This window comes from Streptomyces sp. NPDC015130, from assembly GCF_043080005.1.
Taxonomy (GTDB): Bacteria; Actinomycetota; Actinomycetes; order Streptomycetales; family Streptomycetaceae; genus Streptomyces.
The window spans coordinates 214384-234744 of record NZ_JBIBVC010000007.1 but is presented as its reverse complement, the minus strand read 5'-3'; the positions used below and the strand labels follow the sequence as shown (position 1 = coordinate 234744).

General features: G+C 70.5%; 8 protein-coding genes. 4 read left to right on the top strand and 4 right to left on the bottom strand.

The genetic code is table 11. The features are described from left to right. Positions 1 to 6 precede the first annotated feature (6 nt). Positions 7 to 7998 (bottom strand): polymorphic toxin-type HINT domain-containing protein, encoded by a 7992-nt coding sequence (locus ACF08F_RS17140; protein ID WP_392299303.1) that lies wholly within the window; start codon positions 7996 to 7998, stop codon positions 7 to 9. 609 nt (positions 7999 to 8607) lie between these two features. On the opposite strand from ACF08F_RS17140, the gene ACF08F_RS17135 reads away from it, so the two are divergent. Continuing rightward, positions 8608 to 11790, top strand: a complete 3183-nt coding sequence (locus tag ACF08F_RS17135) for a hypothetical protein (RefSeq protein WP_392299302.1) — start codon at positions 8608 to 8610, stop codon at positions 11788 to 11790. A 106-nt stretch (positions 11791 to 11896) separates the two neighbouring features. On the opposite strand, the gene ACF08F_RS17130 is transcribed toward ACF08F_RS17135, so the two are convergent. Both ACF08F_RS17130 and ACF08F_RS17125 read right to left on the bottom strand, forming a co-directional pair. Continuing rightward, positions 11897 to 14419, bottom strand: a complete 2523-nt coding sequence (locus ACF08F_RS17130; protein WP_392299301.1) for an MFS transporter — start codon at positions 14417 to 14419, stop codon at positions 11897 to 11899. A 239-nt stretch (positions 14420 to 14658) separates the two neighbouring features. Then, entirely contained in the window at positions 14659 to 15102 is a 444-nt protein-coding gene (locus ACF08F_RS17125) for an SRPBCC family protein (RefSeq protein WP_055640569.1), read from the bottom strand. A 158-nt stretch (positions 15103 to 15260) separates the two neighbouring features. Here ACF08F_RS17125 and ACF08F_RS17120 point away from each other — a divergent pair, with 158 nt between their 5' ends. Together ACF08F_RS17120 and ACF08F_RS17115 are read left to right on the top strand one after the other, a co-directional pair. After that, positions 15261 to 16295: an Rv2578c family radical SAM protein gene (locus ACF08F_RS17120; RefSeq protein ID WP_392299300.1), complete on the top strand. Its 1035-nt coding sequence runs from the start codon at positions 15261 to 15263 to the stop codon at positions 16293 to 16295. A gap of 103 nt (positions 16296 to 16398) precedes the next feature. Next, positions 16399 to 18084: an alpha/beta fold hydrolase gene (locus ACF08F_RS17115; protein ID WP_392299299.1), complete on the top strand. Its 1686-nt coding sequence runs from the start codon at positions 16399 to 16401 to the stop codon at positions 18082 to 18084. Positions 18085 to 18154: 70 nt separating this feature from the next. On the opposite strand, the gene ACF08F_RS17110 is transcribed toward ACF08F_RS17115, so the two are convergent. Further along, the gene (locus ACF08F_RS17110) at positions 18155 to 19687 is read right to left on the bottom strand and encodes an MFS transporter (protein WP_392299298.1); all 1533 of its coding nucleotides are present in this window, start codon (positions 19685 to 19687) and stop codon (positions 18155 to 18157) included. A 174-nt stretch (positions 19688 to 19861) separates the two neighbouring features. On the opposite strand from ACF08F_RS17110, the gene ACF08F_RS17105 reads away from it, so the two are divergent. Beyond that, a complete protein-coding gene (locus tag ACF08F_RS17105; protein WP_392299297.1) occupies positions 19862 to 20317 on the top strand; it encodes a RidA family protein in 456 nt (151 codons plus the stop codon). Positions 20318 to 20361: the final 44 nt, after the last annotated feature.

Sequence of the window (20361 nt, the reverse complement as noted above, 5' to 3'; positions counted from 1 at the left end):
GTCCCGCTAATCTTCGCTCGAAATCCAGAAGTACCTGAACGGGGAATACTTGATGGTTCCGTGCCCTCCCATGAGGTTCACATCCCTCGTGTCCACCAGGGGGAGGCAGTGTTCGTTGCAGAAGTTGGTCGACGCCGCACCGAAGATCGCGTGCTCGTTCGAGGCCAGGTTACCGAGGATGGCTTCCTCGGCATGTCCTGCAGCTTGGACGAACTCCTCGCCGTCGCGGAGCGACCAGGCCGGCGGCTGCGCGGCCCCACCGCTGATTCCGATGCGAATCGTAACGCTCCGGGTGTCGGAGTTGTAGACGCCGATCACCGCGGTGACCCCCCTGTAGTTGGCGCCGGGGAAGTCGTCTCGGGTGGACTGCAGTTCCAGCGCTCGGTCGTGCGCGAGGCGGGCATCGTCTTCAGTCGCGACACCACAGTTGTGGACCAGGACGGATGTCGCCCCGGCCAGCACGTAGTACGTGTGGGTGTCCGAGACGGTCAGGTTGTGGACCGTCTCGCTCTGGGCCGTCCATCGCTGGACCGCGGCGACCTGAACGAAGACTCCGGCACTGGTCGAGAGCCACTCACCCGGCTTCAGGTGTGTGGCGTCGATCCACTTGCCCAGTTCGGGAACCCAGAAGGGGTGACCGTCGGTCGCGGTGACCTCGGCCGTCTTCGTGCCCTCCTGGCCGTCCGTGTCGATGGTGACCTTGACCAGGCGCTTGAGGCCCTCGCCCTTGATCTCCGCCGTGACCGTCTCGATCCGGGTCTCCCCGGTCTTCGGGTCGGTGGCGACGATCTTGTCACCCGTCCTGACGTCCTCGATGGCCTTGACGGAACCGTCCGCCATCAGCACCTTCGTGCCCGCCACGAAGCTGTTGTCACCCGTCTTGCAGGACCCGCCGCTGGACCCGCCGTTGCTACGGGAGGAACCACCGGAGCTTCCGCCTGGCTTCGACGTGCTGACCTTGCCGCCACCGCCGCCCTTGCCACCGCCCTTGCCGCCACCGGCCACGGACGAGGACTTCGGGGCCGCCTTGGCCTGAGCCCGCTTCTGGACCGGGTTACCGGTCTTCTTCTTCGCGGCCGCGGCAGCGTCGGCCTTCCGTTTCGCGGCTTCGGCTGCCTTCTTCTTGGCCCGTTGCGCGGCCTCCTTCTTCGCCTTCTCGATGGCGGCCTTCTTGGCTCTCAGAGCCGCCGCCTCAGCCGCCTTGGCAGCCTTGAGGACCGCTTCCGCGGCCGCCTTCGCCTTCTTGAACGCCTGGATGGCGTTGATCGTGCGGTCGACCGCCCTCAGGACGGACGGGATCTTGCCCAGCTTGGTCCACGGGATCGCCCCGATGATCATGCTGCCGCAGGACCACATGTCACCGCCGAAGCAGGCCATGGCGTCACTGAGTCCGATGAAGTCGCTCAGGACGCTCCATGCGGCGGCGAGGATCACCGAGGTGAGGGACTTGCCCATGGTGGCCTGCGCCTGTGCGACCTGTGCGGCGGAAAGACCCGCGCCCAGGAGAGCCGCCGCCTTCTCCGAGGCGGTCAGGGTGATCGCCAGACCCGTCGGGTCCGCATGGGTGACCGGGTTGTTGTGCGCGTAGACGTATCCGTTGGCCTGCAGAGGATCGTTCAGGTCCATCTGTGGGTCGGCGGAGAGGAACCGTCCGACGACAGGGTCGTACAGACGGGCGCCCAGCAGCGTGTAGCCGGAGGAGTCGTCCCTTGTCTTCCCCAGGAATCCGGTGTGCGTCTGCAGGTTGACACCGGACGTGCCGGCACCCCGCTGGTTGCCGAACGCGTCCTGCTTGCGGATCCGAACGTCCATCCCGCCACCGAGCAACACCTCGGTGTAGGTCGAACCCTGGTGGTCCGTGGTCAGGGCGACCAGTTGGTCCGCAGCCGTGCCGTTGGCGTAGCGCATGACCGCCCCGGCAGGGGTGGTGTAGGTGCGCTGCGAGTTGACGAGGGCGCCGCCCTGCTGGACGGTGACCTCCGTGTCACCCAGGTTCAGGGTGGCCGTCTTGCCCTTGATGGTGAGCAGGCGTTCGCCGGTGGGACCGTAGATGTGACGGGTGTCGTTCTGCGGCGCCCAGAGCTGCGCGGCGGAGGCTCCGTCGCACGCGGCCAGGACGATCGCCGTGGCGTTGGCCGAGTTGCCACCCTGTACCGCCAGGCACAGGTTGGACGCGACGTGCGTCAGCTGACCGGCGGCGTTGCGCTTCAGCTCCTGCGCCGTCGCCGCCGCAGCGGTGCCGGCGCACTTCTGGATCTGCAGTGCGGACCCGGCCGTGTTGGCGGCCGGCTGGAGGCACCAGTCGTCGTACACCGACAGCGTGCCCCGGTTGGGGTCGGTCTGCGGAGTCGCCGGGGTGCTCGGGGTGGGCGTGAACTTCCAGCTCTGCGCCAGGGTGGTGTTGCAGCTGTAGAGCTGGATCGGCTGCCCCGCGACCGCGAGACCGCTCTTGAGGTCGAGGCACTTGTCGGCCAGGCCCACGTAGGGGGTCTTGCCGCCGGTGCCCGCGCCCGTGATCCGGTCGATCTTGCCGTCCGGAGTCCAGGTCAGCGTCTGCTTGTCACCGTTGTCGATCGAGGTGACGGACTTCGTCTCACCCGTCAGCTCGTACAGACGCTCGGCCTCGGCCTTGACCTGCGCACCGGCAGGGGTGGTGTAGGTCTTCGAGACCTTGGTGAGCGTGTGCGGCTGGCTCTTGGCCGCGCCCACACCGTACTGGTACGTGGTGGTCGCGTCCTTGGCCGTGGCGCCGGTCAGGTCCTTCTCGACCAGCTTGGTGCGGTTGCCGAGGAGGTCGTACTCGTACTCCTGCCAGTAGCCGGAGTTGTCCTTGCCCGCGGCGACGTTGAGTGTGCCGTCCGGGTTCTTGGGAGCCGTGCAGTTCTCCTGGTCCTTCGAGGTCCAGGCGTTCTTCAGCTGGCCCAGCGGGTCGTACGTGAAGCACTGCCGCTCCTCGATCCCGGTGGCGTGCTCACGGATGCCCGTGACGTTGCCGGCAGGGTCGTAGGCGTACTCGCGCTTCGAGACCAGGTTGCCCTGGACCGGACCGGAACCACTGGTCTGCTCCCGGTAGACCATCTGGTTCTGGAGCTCACCGGTGGACTCGTCGAAGGAGTTCTGTGCCCACACCCGGTACGGCACCGCGCCCAGCGTCGAGCGCAGGACCTGGCCGTAGGGCGAGTAGAGCGTCTCGGAGCCGTACCAGTCCTTGCCGGAGATCGAGAGCGGGTTCCCCTCCTTGTTGTAGCGGATGACCAGCTTCTCCGCGTCGAACTTGCCGGCCTTCGGAAGGTTCGTCTCCTCCAACATGCCGTTGTCGGAGAACTTGTAGTCGTACTGGTAGTCCGCGGGGATGCCCCACGTGGTGGCCAGCGACGGGGGAAGGGACAGCGTCGTCGAGGTCGGCTGGTAGTCCTTCGTGTAGCCGTTGACCTTCTGGGTGTACGCCAGACCGTCCGTGTACCGGGTGGCGGAGGCGGGCATGCCCTTGCCCCCGGCGACGGTGTCGTACGCGAGCGAGGCGAGAAGCGTGCCGCTGGAGCCGCCCAGACGCTGTTCCTTGGGGCGGGACAGCTCGTCGTACGAGTTCCAGGTGATGACGCCCCGCGCGTTGGTCGTCGTCTGCGGCCGGTCGCGGTGGTCGTACGCCACCCGGGTGGTGCCCGCGTCCGGGTCGGTCGCGGTCTCGAGTCGGCCGCGCTTGTCGAACGTCCACGACCACGGGTGCGTCGGGTCGGTCGAGCTGGTCGCCTTCGTCAGGTGACCACGGCTGTCGTACGCGTAGCGCGTGGACGTGTAGCCGCCGGGCGCCGCCGGGGTGAAGTTGTCCGTGCGGACGGTGCGCCCGAGCGCGTCGGTGTAGACCTTGTAGGACGAGGCGCCCTGCGGGTGGATCACCTTCGACCAGTCGGGACCGTACTCGTAGCGGGTGGCCTTCTCGGGCACCTCCTGCGAGATGGCCTCGGTGGTCCCCGGGGCCTTCACCTTGAGGACCGGCATCTCCTCGAGCACGCGGCCGAGACCGTCGTACTCGTAGCGGGTGATGTTCGGGACCGTGGTGTCGGCGCGCGGGGTGAACAGCTCGCCGCTGGGGGCGTCCTCGTTGAGGTACGCGTTGTTGGTCTGGTAGATCTCACCGGCGCTGTTGTACAGCGTGTCGGTGATCAGACGGCCGCCGCCGTCCGCCTCCTCCTGCGACTGGCGCTCACGGCCGAGACCGTCGTAGATCGTGACGGACTTCTCGACCCGGTCCTCGTAGCCACGGCTGTAGGTCGTGATGTACGGGGGCTTGCGAAGCTTTCCGCCGTCCGGGTCGTTCGGGTCGGGCTGGTCGCCCGGAGTGACGTACTCGGCCCGGAAGTCCGGGACCGCGTTCGGCGACGGGGTCCGGCCGGGGGCCCATGCCTCGGCGAGACGGCCCAGCGGATCGAACGCCGCCTCGCTGACGTGGCCGTTGACATCGGTCGTCTTCAGCGAGACGCCGCGGCCCGGTTCCACCTCCTGGACCTGGGTGTGGCCCAGCGGGTTCGTTTGGGTGATCTTGAAGACCTGACCCGTCGGCGGGTCGAAGGTGGTCGTGTACTCCTTGTCGTCCACGTCGGTCTGCTTGGTGACACGGCCGAGGGAGTCGAATGCGACGGTGCCGCCGGTCTGCCAGCCGGTGCCGTCCGCGTTGATGGACCACGTCTCGGTGGCCAGGCCGCGGCCGGTGTCGGCGATGGCCGTGCCGTACGCCGTGTTGTCGTAGGAGGTCCGGCCTCCCGCGCTCAGCTTCGTGAGGTCGGACCAGTCCGCGGCGGCGCACGAGGTGGACGAGACGAGGACCTGCTTGGTCAGACCGATGATGTTCCGGGTCGTGTTGTGCAGGTACTCGAGCTTGGTGCAGGACTCGTCGCCGGTCTTGGTCGGATCGGCGTCGCCGAACGACTCCACCTGCGTGGGCAGGCCGTGGACGCTGTCGAACGTCGTCTTCGTGCGGACGGTCCGCAGGGTGCGGGTGTCGTCGCCCGTGCCCGAGGACTTCGTGTACGCGATCTCCTCGGGCTCGGTGACGCGCCACGCCTTCAGCGGGTCGAGGCCGTCGCCGCGGGTGCGGCTGGCGAGCTCGGTGGCCTCGGGGACGGTGAGGCTGCGGGTGAGCCAGTCGCTGTCGGCGTCGGCCGCGTCGGAGTAGCTGAACTCCTCGGCTATTCGCCCGGCGAAGGCCTCACGGTCGTAGACCGTGGCGCCGTCGTGGGTGAGCGTGGTGCCCGCGAGGTTCTTCATCGGGACGTTGTCGCCCATGCCCCGGTAGAAGCGGGTGACCGCCTTGGTCTTCGGTCCTTCTGTCCCCGGCGTGTCCTCGCCCGGAGCGGAACCCTCGCCGTTGTCGGCCGCGACCTTCCGCTCACCCGTGACGACGGACGTCTGCTCGAAGCCCGCGAACTGCGAGTAGGTCCGCGTGGACTTCTTGCTGAACTCCGCCTCGGCGAGCTTCCAGCCGGCGTTCTTGTAGTCGTACGACGTGCGCGTGGGGTGCGAGCCGTCGACGTTCGGCAGTTCCTCGATCGAGTCGACCACGTACTTGTGGAACCAGTCGATGTCCTCGACCTCGGCGTCCGGGTGCCAGAACATCGGGTAGCACAGGCGTGTGTTGGCCTTCAGTGCCGCCGTGTCCGTCTTGCCGGGCAGGCCCGTCCGGCTGGCGCAGCCGTCCGCCGCGTCGCCCCAGGTCGGCATCTTGTACGTGACGACGGTCTCGCCGCCGTACTCGTTGATGACGCGGCCGATGCGCAGCCGGGCGAAGCCGGGGCGCGGGTCGATCGGGTCGCCCTTCTCCTCCCCCGTCGTCTTCCGCAGGAGGACGCGGTTGGGCATCTCCTCCTCGTTGGACTCGAACCGGATCGGGTTGAGCGTGACCGCGGCGTCCGTGGAGCCCTTGCGGGCGTAGCCGGTGCGCTGGATGGACTCCAGCCACAGGGCCGTGTTCGGGCCGGTCTTGAGGACGGGGAAGCTCTGCTTGAGCTGGTACTTGTCGACGTCCTGGCGCGCGGTGGTGTCGGTGCGGCGCTGGGCCGAGGTGGTGATCTTGTCCAGGCGCTTGGTGGACCAGAAGGTCGGGCCGGCGTTCCAGCACTTCTTCTTGTCCGTCGCGGTGACCGCCTGGCACCGCAGGTCGGCGGGGGTGTCGTACCAGATGCGGTACTTGCCCGGGTCGCTCGACGTGAAGTTCTCCGGGCTGCAGGTGAGGCTGCCCTCGGCGTAGCAGCGCTCCTCGACGTCGAACCGCACGCGGGCCGGGGCCTCGGCGCTGAAGACGGTGTCCTTGCGCTGGCCGTAGTCGATGCGCTTCAGGTAGCCGCCGCGGTGGTACTCGACCGGGCCCTTGAAGTAGAAGTTCTTCGCGTAGTAGTTCTTCTCGCGCTCCCACCACAGCGACATGGCGTTGCCGTGGACGTCCTCGACGTAGTCGAGGTTCCACTGCCAGGCCTGGTTGCAGGCGGAGGCCTTCCAGTCGGCGGTCGTCGAGCCCTTGTAGCAGGGCTCGCCCGCGTGGTTGCCGTAGACCGGCACCGCGAGCACGGAGTTGGTGTACGGGTCGTCGGCGGAGCTGCCGTTGTCCGACCAGCCCGGGAGCTTGTTCAGGCCGAAGTGGTACTTCGTGCCGTCCTTGGTGGTGACGACCCAGTACTCGCCGTCGGCGTCCTTCATCTCCGGACGCGGGTCCTTGGACGTGTCCTTGAACCGCTCGATCTTCGAGCCGTCACCGTTGGCGCTGAACCACTTGCCCTTGGACTCGTCCCACACCAGCTCGGTGGTCATGCCGCCGAGCGAGAGGGTGGCGTTCTCCGAGCCCCAGCAGAGGTCGGCCGTCTTGTGGGTCGCGTTGTTCGACCCGGCCTTCTTGGAGTCCTGGCGGCAGTTGACGTAGGTCCGGCTGATGGAGCCGGGGTTGTAGTCCCAGCCGTCGCCGATCCAGGAGGCCTGGTTGTTCGAGGCCGAGGTGCGGCCGTCGACCGTCTGCGACGAGTAGCCCAGGCTGACCTTCGGGGTCAGACCGCCGGCGGCCTCCGGGACCTGCACCTGGTAGCCGTAGGTGAAGGCGCCGTTGGACGATCCCGCGGCCCAGGAGCCGGCGGACAGCAGCGGGGAGGCGGTGAAGTCGCCGCTCGCCGAGGCGCCGGTGTCCATCGCGCCGACGACCTGGCGGCCGGAGGTGTCCACGGCCTGGAGGGCGACCTGCTGAGCAGAGGCGCCGGAGACGGACGAGCGGCCGGCGCCGTCGTCGAGCAGGTTCGCGACCGGCACCGAGCCGGAAAGGATCTTGCGGGTCGGAGCGGCCTTCTTGAGCTTGACCTTGGTGGGGGCCTTGGCGGCCGGCACGTCCTTGACCGTGGAGCGCAGCCGCTCGATGTCGTCGGCGACCTCGGTCGTGCCGGACATGGTCTCCGTGCCGGAGTCCGGGGCGCAGTCACCGGAGTCCGGGGAGTCGATGACGCAGTTCGGCAGCAGGACCAGGCCGAAGCGCTCGGCGGCCTGGGGGCCGTAGCGGTCGGCGAAGCCGGTGGTGTCGACCTCCAGCGTGACCTGCGCGGCCGGATCGGCGGTCGCCGGCGGAACGACCTCCAGGATCATGCCGGGGACGCCGGTCTCCTCCGACGTGGTGGTCGACTTGACGGCGACCTGCCAGTCACCGGCGATGGCCGCCGGGTCCTGGCCGAGCGGCACGCCGACCGCGACCGGCAGGCCGGCGGACGTCGTCTCGTTCACCACCGGGACCGTGGTGCCCGGCTGCGTCTGCGCCGTGAGCGGCGCCTTGCCGGCGTCCTCCGCCCACGCGGCGACGTTCTCCGGCGCGTAGGGAACGACCTGCTGCTCGTCGCCGAGGCTCAGCGCCTTGTCGGCACTGGCGTCGTCGGCGAGCGCGGTGCTCTCCGGGATGTCCGGCAGGTCGACCTCGGAGGTCGTCTGCTCACGGCTCATCCCGTCGCCGGGGACGGCGAGGGCTTGCCCGCCCATGCTCGTCACGGTCAGTACCGATGACAGAAGAAGGACGGTCGCCATGCGGCTTCGCCGACGGCGCCGTCGTTGTGACTCTGTCAGGGCCAGGCGATTCCGCCCTACCCATGACAGTGGTTCTGAAGCACGCATCACGCGTCGACTCCCACCCAACGAACAAGACAACGGAGGAGGTGCGGAAACACCAAAGAGCACGCGCCTGGATCAGGCGCGTGCGTGCGAACTCTGTTTCATGTGCGGTTCATTGACAAGATCCGCCGAACTGTCGAGATCACTCGCAAGTGAGATGCGCCACGGTGCAGTCGCAAACAGAAGCTCACACTGCCGATCTTCGCGATAGATCAGACACCGAGCTCCATTAGCGACCTAAGGCAGCATCAGAACGGCTCGAAACAGACCGGATCGACTTCCCGGCAAGTCCGTTCCGCACAATTCATAACATCTTCATAAAGCCTGCAGGCATGGACGTCACGTGCCGAACGTGTGATCGTGTGCGCGCCTTGTGCCCCGCGGACGGTCCGTCGGGGTCGTCTGCGCTGTCCGAAATTCCCTCTGGTCCCACGGGAGTAGACCGCCGTGCCCGCGCCGCCTCGTCTTCTCAGCCCGTTCGTGCGCACGCGCACACGGCTCACACTCACCCTCGGCCTCGTACTGGCCGCCCTCACCGCCGCGCTCCTGCCCTGGTGGCAGCCGAGTACGCCTTCGACCGCCAGCTCCCCCAGCGCGCCCAAGTCCCCCCGCACAGAAGCCGAACAGGCGTCGACCGGGCCGAAGGACGAGGCCACCGCGTCGGCCGAGGCCAAGCGCACGGGCAAGCAGGTGCTCGTCGACACGGCGACCACCGCCACCGAGCAGATCTGGGCGCTGCCGAACGGTCAGATGCGCACCCGGATCCACGCGCTGCCCCAGCGCGCGAGGAACGCGCAGGGCAAGTGGGCGCCCATCGACAACACCCTGCGGAAGACGAAGGACGCCGGCACGCTGACCGTCCGCCCGGTCAACGCGGCCCTGCCGGTCCGCTTCTCCGGAGGCACCGCCGACGAGGACCGCGCCGACCGCTCGTACGCCCGGCTGCCGCTCGCCGAGGGCACGGGCGAGACGTCCGTGCTCGCCGAGCTCGACCTCAACGGCCACACCGTCGCCTACACCTGGCCCGGCGCCCTGCCGGAGCCGGTGCTGGACGGCCCGCGCGCCCTCTACTCCGAGGTGTTTCCCGGCGTCGACCTGCTCCTCGTGGCGCGTCAGGAGGGCGGCTTCGCCCAGCTCCTCATCGTCAAGAACCGCGAGGCCGCCGAGAACAAGCACCTCGCGACCGTCTCGTACGGCCTGCGGTCGACGACCGCGGTCTTCCGGCAGGACGCGAAGGCCGACCGGATCCAGGTCCTGGACAAGACGGGCAGGGAGGTCGGCACGATCCCGACCCCCTTCGCCTGGGACTCCAGCGGCCGGGACCCCGAGCTCAAGCCGGGCACCCCGCAGCGCACCTCGGTCGCCGGCCCCGCCGACGTCCTGAAGCTCTCGGGCCTGACGGGCATCGAGCCGGGCGCGCGCTCCGCCCCGCTCCCGGTCGCGCTCGACGGCGACGGCACCGGTGCGGCCACCCTGAAGCTGGGCCTCGGCCGGACCGGCCTCCTCGACCACCCGGACACGCAGTACCCGGTGTTCGTCGACCCGCCGCTCAACAGCGGCTGGGCGGCCTGGACGACGGCGTACAAGAAGTACCCGACCTCCAGCTTCTGGAACGGCACGAACTTCTCCTCCGGTACGTCCGACGCCCGCGTCGGCTACGAGAGCGACACCGGCGGTCTCGGCCGCTCCTTCTGGCGGATGAAGTTCTCCTCCACCTACGAGGGCGCGAAGTTCACCCGGGCCACCTTCAAGGTGAAGAACAACCACTCCTGGTCCTGCACCGCGCGGGAGTTCCAGTTCTGGCAGACCGGCTCCATCTCGTCCGGTACGACCTGGAACGCGCAGCCGAGCTGGTCGACGAAGCTGGACTGGCAGTCCTTCGCCCACGGCTGGTCCTCGACCGGCTGCCCGGACGCGTACGAGGCGTTCAACGTGCTGGCGGGTGTCCAGAAGAGCGCGGACGCCGGCCACTCGACCCTCACCTTCGGCATGCGTGCCACGAGCGAGGGCGACACCCAGACCTGGCGCAAGTTCCTCGCGACCTCCGCCGTGGTGGAGGGCGACTTCAACCGTCCCCCGTCCCAGCCGACCAACGGCACGTCCTCACCCGGCGGCGCGTGTGTGCCCGGACCGACCGCCAGCGCCACCATCGGCCGGACCACCATCACCCTGAAGGCCAAGGGCTACGACGCGGACGGCACCATTCCCAAGCTGCGGTTCCGCTTCTGGAAGTCCGGTGCGACCACCAAGACCGAGTACGTCGCCACCGCGGACTCCACCGGCTACGGCCAGATGGTCATCCAGGCCGACAACCCGCTGCTGACGGGCCTCCAGACCAACACCCTGTTCTCCTGGGACGTCCGTGCCGAGGACGCGGTCGCGGTCTCCTCGTTCTTCCCGGTCGGCGACGAGCCGTGCCGCCTCACCGTGGACCCGACCGCGCCGCCCCAGCCGGACATCACCAGCACCGTGTTCACCGAGGCCACGCCCGACGGCAAGACCTGGGCCAAGGTCAAGTACGGCACCCCCGGTGACTTCACCTTCAGCGCCACCGGCGCGACCAAGTTCAAGTACGCCTTCGAGGGCGAGGCCCTCGTCGAGACGCCGGCGCCGACGAACGGCAAGATCACCCTCACCGGCGTCCGGCCCCGGCACGCCGGCCCGACCGCCCTGTACGTCTACGCCTACGACGTCAACGGCAACCAGAGCCTGAAGGGCGACTACTCCTTCTACCTTCCGCCGCGGGACCGGGCCGACGGTCCGATGGACACCGGTGGCGACGACATCGCCGACCTGCTGGTGCTCTACCCGGACGGCAAGCTGAAGAACTGCGTGGGCGCGCCCGTCGATCCGGCGGTCGTCGACACCGGCGGTGAGCTGTTCAGCTGCCTCGCCGCCTCGTACGTGACCAAGGACAAGGCGGTCGACCCGCCGAACCACTGGATCGATTCGGCCGGCACGGCGTCGCTGATCGCGCACTACAACGACACGTACCCGGGCGACGGTTCGACCGACATGTTCGCGGTCACCCCGGACAAGAGGTTCTGGCTCTACCCGGGCGACGGCTACGGCAGCTTCAACGTGGACGAGCGGATCCCGGTCCGCCTGCCGGCCAACGCCCCGGCGCCGTCCACCTGGACGCAGCTGAAGGCGATCGGGGACGTCACCGGCGACAAGCTGCCCGACCTGACCCTGCGGGCCGGGACGCAGTTCTGGGTGCTGTCCGGCTACACCGGCGCCACCTTCCAGACCGCGACGCTGATGGAGGGCACCGCCTGGGCCCGCCGTGACATCGTCAACATCGCCGACATGAACAAGGACGGCACGCCCGACCTGCTGTGGCGCAACCTGGACAACGGCAACATGTACGCCCGCCACGGCAAGCCCGGCACCGGCGGCGTCGGCAGCCTCGACCTGGAGTCGGTCAGGGTGGCGGCCAACTCGGTCAACGGCGACGTGCTGTTCGGTACGACCTGGACCGAGACCAACGTCTCGACCGTGATCGGCATCCCCGACGTCAACAAGGACGGCGTGCCGGACCTCTGGGCCCGCTTCGGTGACACCGGCAACGTGAAGCTGTACTACCCGTCCACCACCAACACGAACGGTCCGGTCAGGACGGTCCTGGGTGTCGACTGGCGGGCCATCCGTGCCCTGGGCTGACACCGCCGTGGGCTGATCCGCCCCGGCCCGTCCACCCGCTCCCGAGCCCCGGCCGCCTGCCTCGCAGCAGGCGGCCGGGGCTCGCCCGTTCGGCGGGGACGGGCCGTCAGTCCCGGTGGCCGAGCTGGAGGTCGCGCTCGGTACGGCCGCCGCCGGCCATCTGGAGGACGGTCGCGACGGGCGGGTAGCCGGCCGCGATGACGGTGTACTCGCCGGAGGACAGGTCCACGAAGCGGAAGGTGCCGTCGGCACCGGTGGTGAGGGTGTCCATGACGTTCCCGGCGGCGTCGAGGAGGGTGACCCGGGCGTCCTCGACGGGGCGTCCGCCGCCGGCCCGCACGGTGCCGCGCAGCACCGCGCCGCCGGCCAGTTCGATGTCCTGGCGGGTCTCGCGGGCGGACTGGACGCTGACCGGGAGCGCGGCGGGCCGGAAGGCGGGGGCGCTGGCGGCGAGCGTGTACTCGCCGGCGACCAGTTCGGTGATGACGTACCCGCCCTCGCGTCCGCTGCGGGTGGAGGCGACGACCTCGCCGCGGACGTCGGTGAGGGTGACGGCGGCGTCCCGGACGGGCGTCCCGTCGGCGGTGACGACGCTGCCGGCGAGCCGCCCGGCGCCGCCGAGGACGACGTCGAGCTCCACGGGCCGGTCGCCGACGGTGACGGAGACCGCCTGCGGCTGGTGTCCGCCGGCCGCCGCGATGAGGACGTACGCGCCCCGGTCGGGCACGCTCAGCGCGTACCGGCCGTCCTCGCCGCTCGCCCCGCGCCCGACCTGCCGGCCCTGGACGTCGATGAGGGTGAGGGCGGCCCGGGGGACCCTGCTGCCGTCGTGGTGCTGCACGGTGCCGCAGACGGGGACGCCGGAGCGGGCCGGGCCCTCCTGGGAGGGTGCGGGGGCGGCGTGCCGGGCGTGCGGGACCGCCCGGGTGCCGCCGAGGCCGGTGGTCTCGACGGCCTCGGTGGCGGGGGTGTGGTGGGACACCAGCGGTTTCTCCTTGAGGAAGAAGGCGAGGACGAGGCCGAGCACGAGGACCGGCACGAGGTAGAGGAAGATGCGCGGCATCGCTTCCGCGTACGCCTCGATGTAGGCGTCGCGCAGGGCAGGCGGCAGGGTGTGCACCACCTGCGGGGTGATCGACTCGGCGGGCGGCAGGGACACCGGGGCTCCCTGCGCGAGGATCCCGGCCAGCCGGTCGCCGAGGGCGTCGTCGAGCCGGGCGGCGAAGACGGTGCCGAAGACCGCCGCGCCGACGCTGCCGCCGATCTGGCGGAAGTAGTTGTGCGCGCTGGTGGCGGTGCCGAGGTCGGCGGGGCGTACGGAGTTCTGCACGGCGAGCACGAGGACGGGCATGACCAGGCCGATGCCGGTGCCGAGGACGGCCTGCCAGAGGCTGTGCTGGAGGCGCGGGGTGTCGGTGTCCATCCGGGAGAGCAGCCACATGCCGAGGACGGAGACGGCCCCGCCGAGCACGGGGTAGATCTTGTAGTGGCCGGTGCGGGTGATGAGCCGGCCGGAGACGACCGAGGCGATGACGATGCCGCCCATGAGCGGCAGCATCAGGAGGCCGGACTCGGTGGCGGTGGCGCCCTCGACCATCTGCAGGAAACTGGGGAGGTAGCTGGCGGCGCCGAAGAGGGCGATGCCGACGACGGCTCCGACGAGGGAGGTGACGGTGAAGACGGAGTCGCGGAAGAGCCTGAGCGGGATGAGGGGTTCGGGCGCGACGTGCTCGACGACCAGGAAGAGCAGGGTCGTTCCGGCGGCGCCGCAGGCAAGTCCGAGGACGACCCGGGAGTCCCAGGCGTACTCGGTGCCGCCCCAACTGGTGAGCAGGACGAGGCAGGTGGAGGCGGCGGTGAGGAGCAGGGCGCCGAGGACGTCGAAGCGCGCGCGTGCGGTGGGTCGGGGAAGTCTGAGGACGACGGCGACGACGGCGAGGGTGACGAGCCCGAAGGGCACGTTGAAGTAGAAGCACCAGCGCCAGGAGACGTGGTCGGTGAAGAAGCCGCCGAGGAGGGGTCCGGCGACGGAGGCGAGGCCGAAGGCGGCGCCGATCAGGCCCATGTAGCGGCCGCGTTCCCGGGCGGGGACGATGTCCGCGATGATCGCCTGGACGCCGATCATCAGGCCGCCGGCGCCGGCGCCCTGGATCGCGCGGAAGGCGATGAGCTCGTCCATGCTGCGGGACCAGCCGGCCAGGCCGGAGCCGATGACGAAGACGACGATGGCGAAGAGGAAGACGCCCTTGCGGCCGAGGAGGTCGCCGAGCTTTCCGTAGATCGGCAGGCCGATGGTGGAGGTCAGCAGGTAGGCGGTGATGGCCCAGGACATCCGGTCCAGGCCCTGGAGTTCGCCGACGATCTTCGGCAGGGCGGTGGCCACGATCATCTGCTCCAGCGCGGCGAGGAGCAGCGCGAGCATGAGGCCGCAGAAGACGAGCCGGACGCGACGGGGGTCGAGGGGGACGGGTCCGGGTCCGGGCGGCGGCGCGAGGCCGCCGGGCGGGCCGTCCGCGCCGAGCGGTTCGTCGTCGGTGAGCGGGGCGTCCGCGGTGAGGGCTTCGTCCGCGGTGGACGGTTCCGCGCCCTCCGCGCCCTCGCCGGCCTTCACGACGGTGATCGCACCCACGTACCTGCTCCCCTCGACACGGCGTCTACGCCGCGCCATTCTTCGCATTGGGTGCGAAGGGGGAGCAAGTCGGGCGGTACGGGAGGTCAGTGGCGTCCCGGGCGGCGAACGACCCTGCGGTACGGCGCACTTGGGTCGCTCATCAGCGCGTTTTCGAGGAGGCCCGCGCCCCCTCGGCGCGCGGGGGCTCCGGTGCGGGGGCGCGGGCGAACCACTCGAATCGGTGAACGCCGGGAGCGTTACTTCTCGACCTCGTCCGCCAGCTTGGCGAGCAGGGCGTCGTAGATGCGGGCCAGACCCTTGGGCGCGAAGGTCCGCTCGAAGAAGCCTCCGACGCCGCCGGCGCCGTTCCAGACGGAGGTGACGACGGCGCGCGACTTGCCCTCGCCGGCGGGGGTGACGGTCCAGGTGGTGACCATGGACGAGTTGCGGTCCTTCTCGACGAGCTGTCCGTCGGTGGGCTCGGTGACCTCCAGGAGGCAGTCGCGGACGCGCTTGCTGGTGGCCTGGAGCTTCCAGTGGACGAGGGTGCCCTCGCCGTCACCGCCCTCGCGCACCTCGTACTCGCTGAAGTGCTCGGGGAGCACCTTCGCGCGCGTGCCGCTGTAGTCCGCCAGCGCGTCGAACACCGTCTCCGCGTCCGCGGCGATGATCCGTTCCGTCGTGGCCTCGACCTGCGCCATTGACTTCCTCCAGCTTGTGGTTCCTCGGGGGTGTGGGCCAAGCGAACCACGAGGGCTCCGGGGCACGAAATCCGGGTTGCGGTGATCAAGGGAACAGGTGTTCTATTCTGGGCGCAGGGTGGGGTCAGAAGCGAGGCAGAGCAACCGAGGAGGCGCCCGTGCGCTGGGACAATCTGGGCGACGGGCCGAGCGCGCCCGCCGACATCGCTCTGTTCGGTACGGACGCGGTGACCACGCGGACGTTCGACACCCCGGAGTTCCGGGGCATCACCTTCCACGAGGTGCGGGCCCGCTCGGTCCTCAACCGGGTGCCCGGCGCCTCCCGCATGCCGTTCGAGTGGACGGTCAACCCGTACAGGGGTTGCAGTCACGCATGTGTGTACTGCTTCGCCCGCAAGACCCACAGCTATCTGGACCTCGACACCGGGATCGGCTTCGACTCCCAGATCGTCGTCAAGGTGAACGCCCCGGAGGTGCTGGCCCGCCAGCTCGGCTCCGCCCGCTGGCAGGGCGCCCACGTCGCCATGGGCACCAACGTCGACTGCTACCAGCGGGCCGAGGGCCGCTACCGCCTGATGCCGGGCATCCTCACCGCCCTGCGCGACCGCGCCAACCCCTTCTCGATCCTCACCAAGGGCACCCTGATCCTGCGCGACCTGGAGCTGCTCACCCAGGCCGCCCGGGTCACCGAGGTCGGCATCTCCGTCTCGGTCGGCTTCACCGACCGGGAGCTGTGGCGGACGGTCGAGCCCGGCACCCCCTCCCCCGAGCGCCGCCTCGACGTGGTCCGCACCCTCGGCGAGCACGGAATCGACTGCGGCGTGCTCATGGCCCCCGTCGTCCCCTTCCTCGGCGACCGGCCCGAGCAGCTGCGCGCCACGGTCCGCGCGATCGCCGAGGCCGGGGCGAGTTCGGTCACCCCGCTCGTCCTGCACCTGCGGCCGGGCGCCCGCGAGTGGTTCATGACATGGCTGCGGCAGCACCACCCGCAGCTGGTGCGGCGGTACGAGCGGATGTACGCGGACGGGGCCTACGCACCGACCTGGTACCAGCGCCGGATCACCCGTCAGGTCCACGAACTGGCCGCCGAGTTCGGCATAGGCCCCGCCCACCGGGGCGGTGCACCACGCCGGATCGCGGTTCCGGAGGAGCCCGCGCTCGCGGCCGCGCCCGAGCAGCTCACACTGCTCTGATCATCGGACCGGTTCACCTGACACGCCGTCGGGTCCTCCTCTTTTCGGGTCAACTCTCGACGAAAGAGGTCCTCCCGCGGCCCGCGCGGGGCACGGACGCCCTATGACCCCACGCGCAGGAATGCTGATCGCCGCTGGAGCGCTGGTCGCCGGGACGGTCACCGTCCTGCCCGCCGCCCCCGCCGACGCCGCCGACCCGACCCCCCGACCGCTACCCAGGCTCGCCTGGACCGGCTGTGCCACCCAGGCGTACCCGAAGCTCCAGTGCGCCACCCTGAAGGTGCCGCTCGATCACGACGACCCGGCCGGCCGGAGCATCACGCTCGCCCTGACCCGGGTCCCGCACACCGCGAAGACCTTCCAGGGGCCGCTGCTCGTGAACCCGGGCGGGCCGGGCGGCAGCGGACGCACGATGGCCGGGTACGTGGCGGCCTCGCTGCCCCCGAAGGTGGCCGCCGAGTACGACGTGATCGGCTTCGACCCGCGCGGGGTCGGCAGGAGCGAGCCCGCGCTCGACTGCCGCCCGGGCCATTTCGCTCCGGTCCGCCCCGACTCGGTGCCGATCGGCGCCGACGCCGAGAAGGCGGCGGTCGACCGGGCCCGGTCCTTCGCCGAGGCCTGCGGCGAGAAGTACGCCGACGTCCTCCCGTACATCGACACCGTGAGCACCGCCAAGGACATCGACGCGATCCGGGACGCGCTGGGCGCCCCGAAGATCAACTACCTCGGCTACTCCTACGGCACCTACCTGGGCGCGGTCTACGCCCGGCTCCACCCGGACCGGGTGCGGCGCATGGCGCTCGACTCCGTCGTCAATCCGCACGGGGTCTGGTACGAGGACAACATCGCGCAGGACTACGCCTTCGACACCCGGCACAAGGACTTCATGGCCTGGGTGGCCCGGCAGGACGCGGTCTACAAGCTGGGCACCGACCCGGCGGTGGTCGAGGCCGCCTGGTACCGGATGCGGGACGCGCTGCGCGAGGCCCCGGCCGGCGGGAAGGTCGGACCGGGCGAGCTGGAGGACACCTTCCTGCCCGGCGGTTACTACAACGGCTACTGGCCCCGCCTCGCGAGCGCGTTCTCGTCCTACGTCAACGACGGCGACGCGGCACCCCTGACGGAGGCGTACGAGAGGTACGGGGAGGCCGACGCCGCCGCCGACAACGGCTACTCGGTCTACACGAGCGTGCAGTGCCGGGACGCGGCCTGGCCCCGCGACTGGAACGTCTGGCGCAAGGACAACTGGGACGTCCACGCGAAGGCGCCGTTCTCGACCTGGAACAACGCCTGGTACAACGCCCCCTGCGCCTTCTGGCCGGTGCCGTCCCTGACCCCGCCGGACGTCACCAACGACCAGCTGCCGCCGGTGCTCATCCTCCAGGCGACGGAGGACGCGGCGACCCCGTACGAGGGCGCCATGGCGCTGCACCGGCTGGTGCGCGGCTCCAGCCTGGTCGTCGAGGAGGGCGGCGGGAACCACGGGGTGACCCTCGGCGGGAACGACTGCCTCGACGACCACCTGGCCGCCTACCTCGCCACCGGCACGGTGCCGCGGGCCGAGGACGGCGGCGAGGTCGACGCGGTCTGCGAGGCGCTCCCGGAGCCGGAGCCCGAGCCCCTGGCCCCGGCCGGGAAGAAGGAGACCGGGAAGGACGTCGGGACGGACGCCGGGAAGGACACGGAGAAGGGAGCCGGGAAGGACGCCGCCTCGGTCCGACGGGTCGGCGCCCTGCACCCGGGGGCGGCGGCCGCCACCCTGCACGGCCTCCTGGGCCACGTCCGCTGACGACTCCCCCCGCCCGACCCACCGCCGGTGCCCGCGCCCCCTGGGGACGCGGGCACCGGCGGTGACGTCCTCAGGCGGAGGTGCCGTCCGCCCGTTCCGTTCCCGCCGGGACGGGCCGGGTGGGGACGGTGTGGGAGCCGGCGGCCGCCGCCGCGGCGTAGTGGGCGGCGGTGGGCGGGCCGGTGGGGCGGATGCGGCCGACCAGGAGGGTCAGGACGACCCCGAACGCGCAGAAGAGGGCCAGGCCGACGGCCGAGCGGGAGAACCCGGCCGCGAGGGCGTCCGCCACGGCGACGCTGTCCGCGTGCTGCCGGGTGTACACCGCGCTGAAGAGGGCGGCGGTGACGGCGGTGAGCACGGCCGATCCGACGTAGCGGCCCATGTTGGAGATGCCGGACGCCGCCCCGACCTGGTCGGTGGTGACGCAGGCGGTGGCGACGGAGGAGGAGGGCCCGTTGGCCAGTCCGAGCCCGAAGGCGAGCACGACCAGAGGCACGACGAACGCCGCGTAGCCCCAGGAGGACTCGACGAAGGCGAACAGCGCGAACGCGACGGTCGCGATCCCGAACCCCGCCGCGATGACCCTGCGGGCGCCGAGGCGGTCGACGAACCGTGTGATCAGGGGCGCGGTGACCACGATCCCGGCCGCGGCCGGCAGGGTCGCCATCCCCGCTTCGAGCGGTGTCATGCCCAGCCCGTCGGGGTTCTGGAAGTAGAGGCTGCACACGTACATGACCGCGTTGATGCAGCCGGCCACCACCAGGATCGCGACGCTCGACCCGACGAGGAACCTGTTGCCGAGCAGCGCCAGGTCGATCAGCGGCGCGCGCACCCGCTTCTCAACCGCGACGAACGCGACCACGGAGGCGGCCGAGACCACGAAGCAGACGAGGGTCGGCGCGCTGAGCCAGCCCCAGTCCGCACCCTCGGTCACGGCGAAGACGAACGGTACGAGGACGGCGGCGATCAGCAGGGTCCCGGCGACGTCGACGGAGCGGGGCCGCGAGGGGTCCGAGGACTCCTGCACCGTGCGCAGGGTCAGCGGCACGCAGGCCGCGGCGATGGCGGCGTCGATCCAGAAGAGCCCCTGCCAGCCGGTGACGTCGACGAGCGCACCGCCCACCAGGGGCCCGGCGGCGGCGCCCGCCGCCGACGCAGCGCCCCACAGCGACACCGCCTTCATCTGCGCGTCCCCCGAGGAGCCCGCGGAGAGCAGGCTGAGCCCGCAGGCCAGGATCGTCGAGCCGGCCGCGCCCTGGACCGCGCGCCCGGCGATGACCAGTCCGCCGCTCTCCGCGAGCGCGATCAGCACGCACGACGCCACGAAGAGCAGCAGGCCGCCGATGAAGATCCGGCGGCGGCCGAAGATGTCCCCCAGGGCCCCGGAGGTGACGATGACCGCCGCGCCGACGAGCGAGTAGCCGGTCACCGCCCACTGGAGCGTGGCCAGGGAGGTGCCGGTGTCCTCGCTGATGGCCGGCAGCAGGATGCTGACGGCGGACGTGTTCGCGTTCACGACGAAGGCCGAGACGCACGTGGCCGCGAGAACACCGGCGGAGGCGCGCGCGACGGCCGGGGCCCCACCCCCCGCGCCCGCGCTCAACCCGGGGCTCCCGCGCTGCCGAGGAATGCGTACCCCATGACACCCTCCAGGCACATAAATCGCCAATAACTGGACAAACAATCCATGGCCACTATCTGCCATGACGTCAGGGATTTCTCGGTGAAAGCCTTGGGGACACGGGCGCTGTCAGTGGCGTGCGCGAGGATGTGGGACATGACCAGTCAGCACCTCACCCACGTTCCCGCACCCGACGGCCTCGCGCCCAGCCCGCAGTACAGCCATGTCGTCTGGGGCACGGGCCGGTTCGTCGCGATATCGGGCCAGTGCGCGCTGGACGCCTCCGGCGCCGTGGTCGGGGAGGGCGACGCGGCGGCCCAGGCCCGCCAGGTCTTCGCCAATCTGGAGCGCTGCCTCACCGCCGCGGGCGCGGGCTTCGGGGACGTGGTGAAGCTGACCTACTTCGTCACGGACGTGGCGCACCTCCCGGCGGTGCGGGACGCCAGGGACGCGTACTTCGCCGGGGCGCCGCTGCCGGCGAGCTCGGCCGTGCAGGTCTCGGCCCTGGTCCGGCCGGAACTCCTCGTGGAGATCGAGGCCTTCGCCCTCGTCCCCGAGCAGGTCACGGCCGTGCCCGACGACGGCGGGGCGGATCTTCGTTTGATACGTTGACGCACATGTTCCTCTTCCGTGCCTAGGAGTCGGCGATCCGACGC

Bases quoted from the DNA above. Each gene is read 5' to 3' on its own strand.
- ACF08F_RS17140 (WP_392299303.1), bottom strand. From the start codon at position 7,998: ATGGGCGGGCAAGCCCTCGCCGTCCCCGGCGACGGGATGAGCCGTGAG.
- ACF08F_RS17115 (WP_392299299.1), top strand. From the start codon at position 16,399: ATGACCCCACGCGCAGGAATGCTGATCGCCGCTGGAGCGCTGGTCGCC.
- ACF08F_RS17125 (WP_055640569.1), bottom strand. From the start codon at position 15,102: ATGGCGCAGGTCGAGGCCACGACGGAACGGATCATCGCCGCGGACGCG.
- ACF08F_RS17105 (WP_392299297.1), top strand. From the start codon at position 19,862: ATGACCAGTCAGCACCTCACCCACGTTCCCGCACCCGACGGCCTCGCG.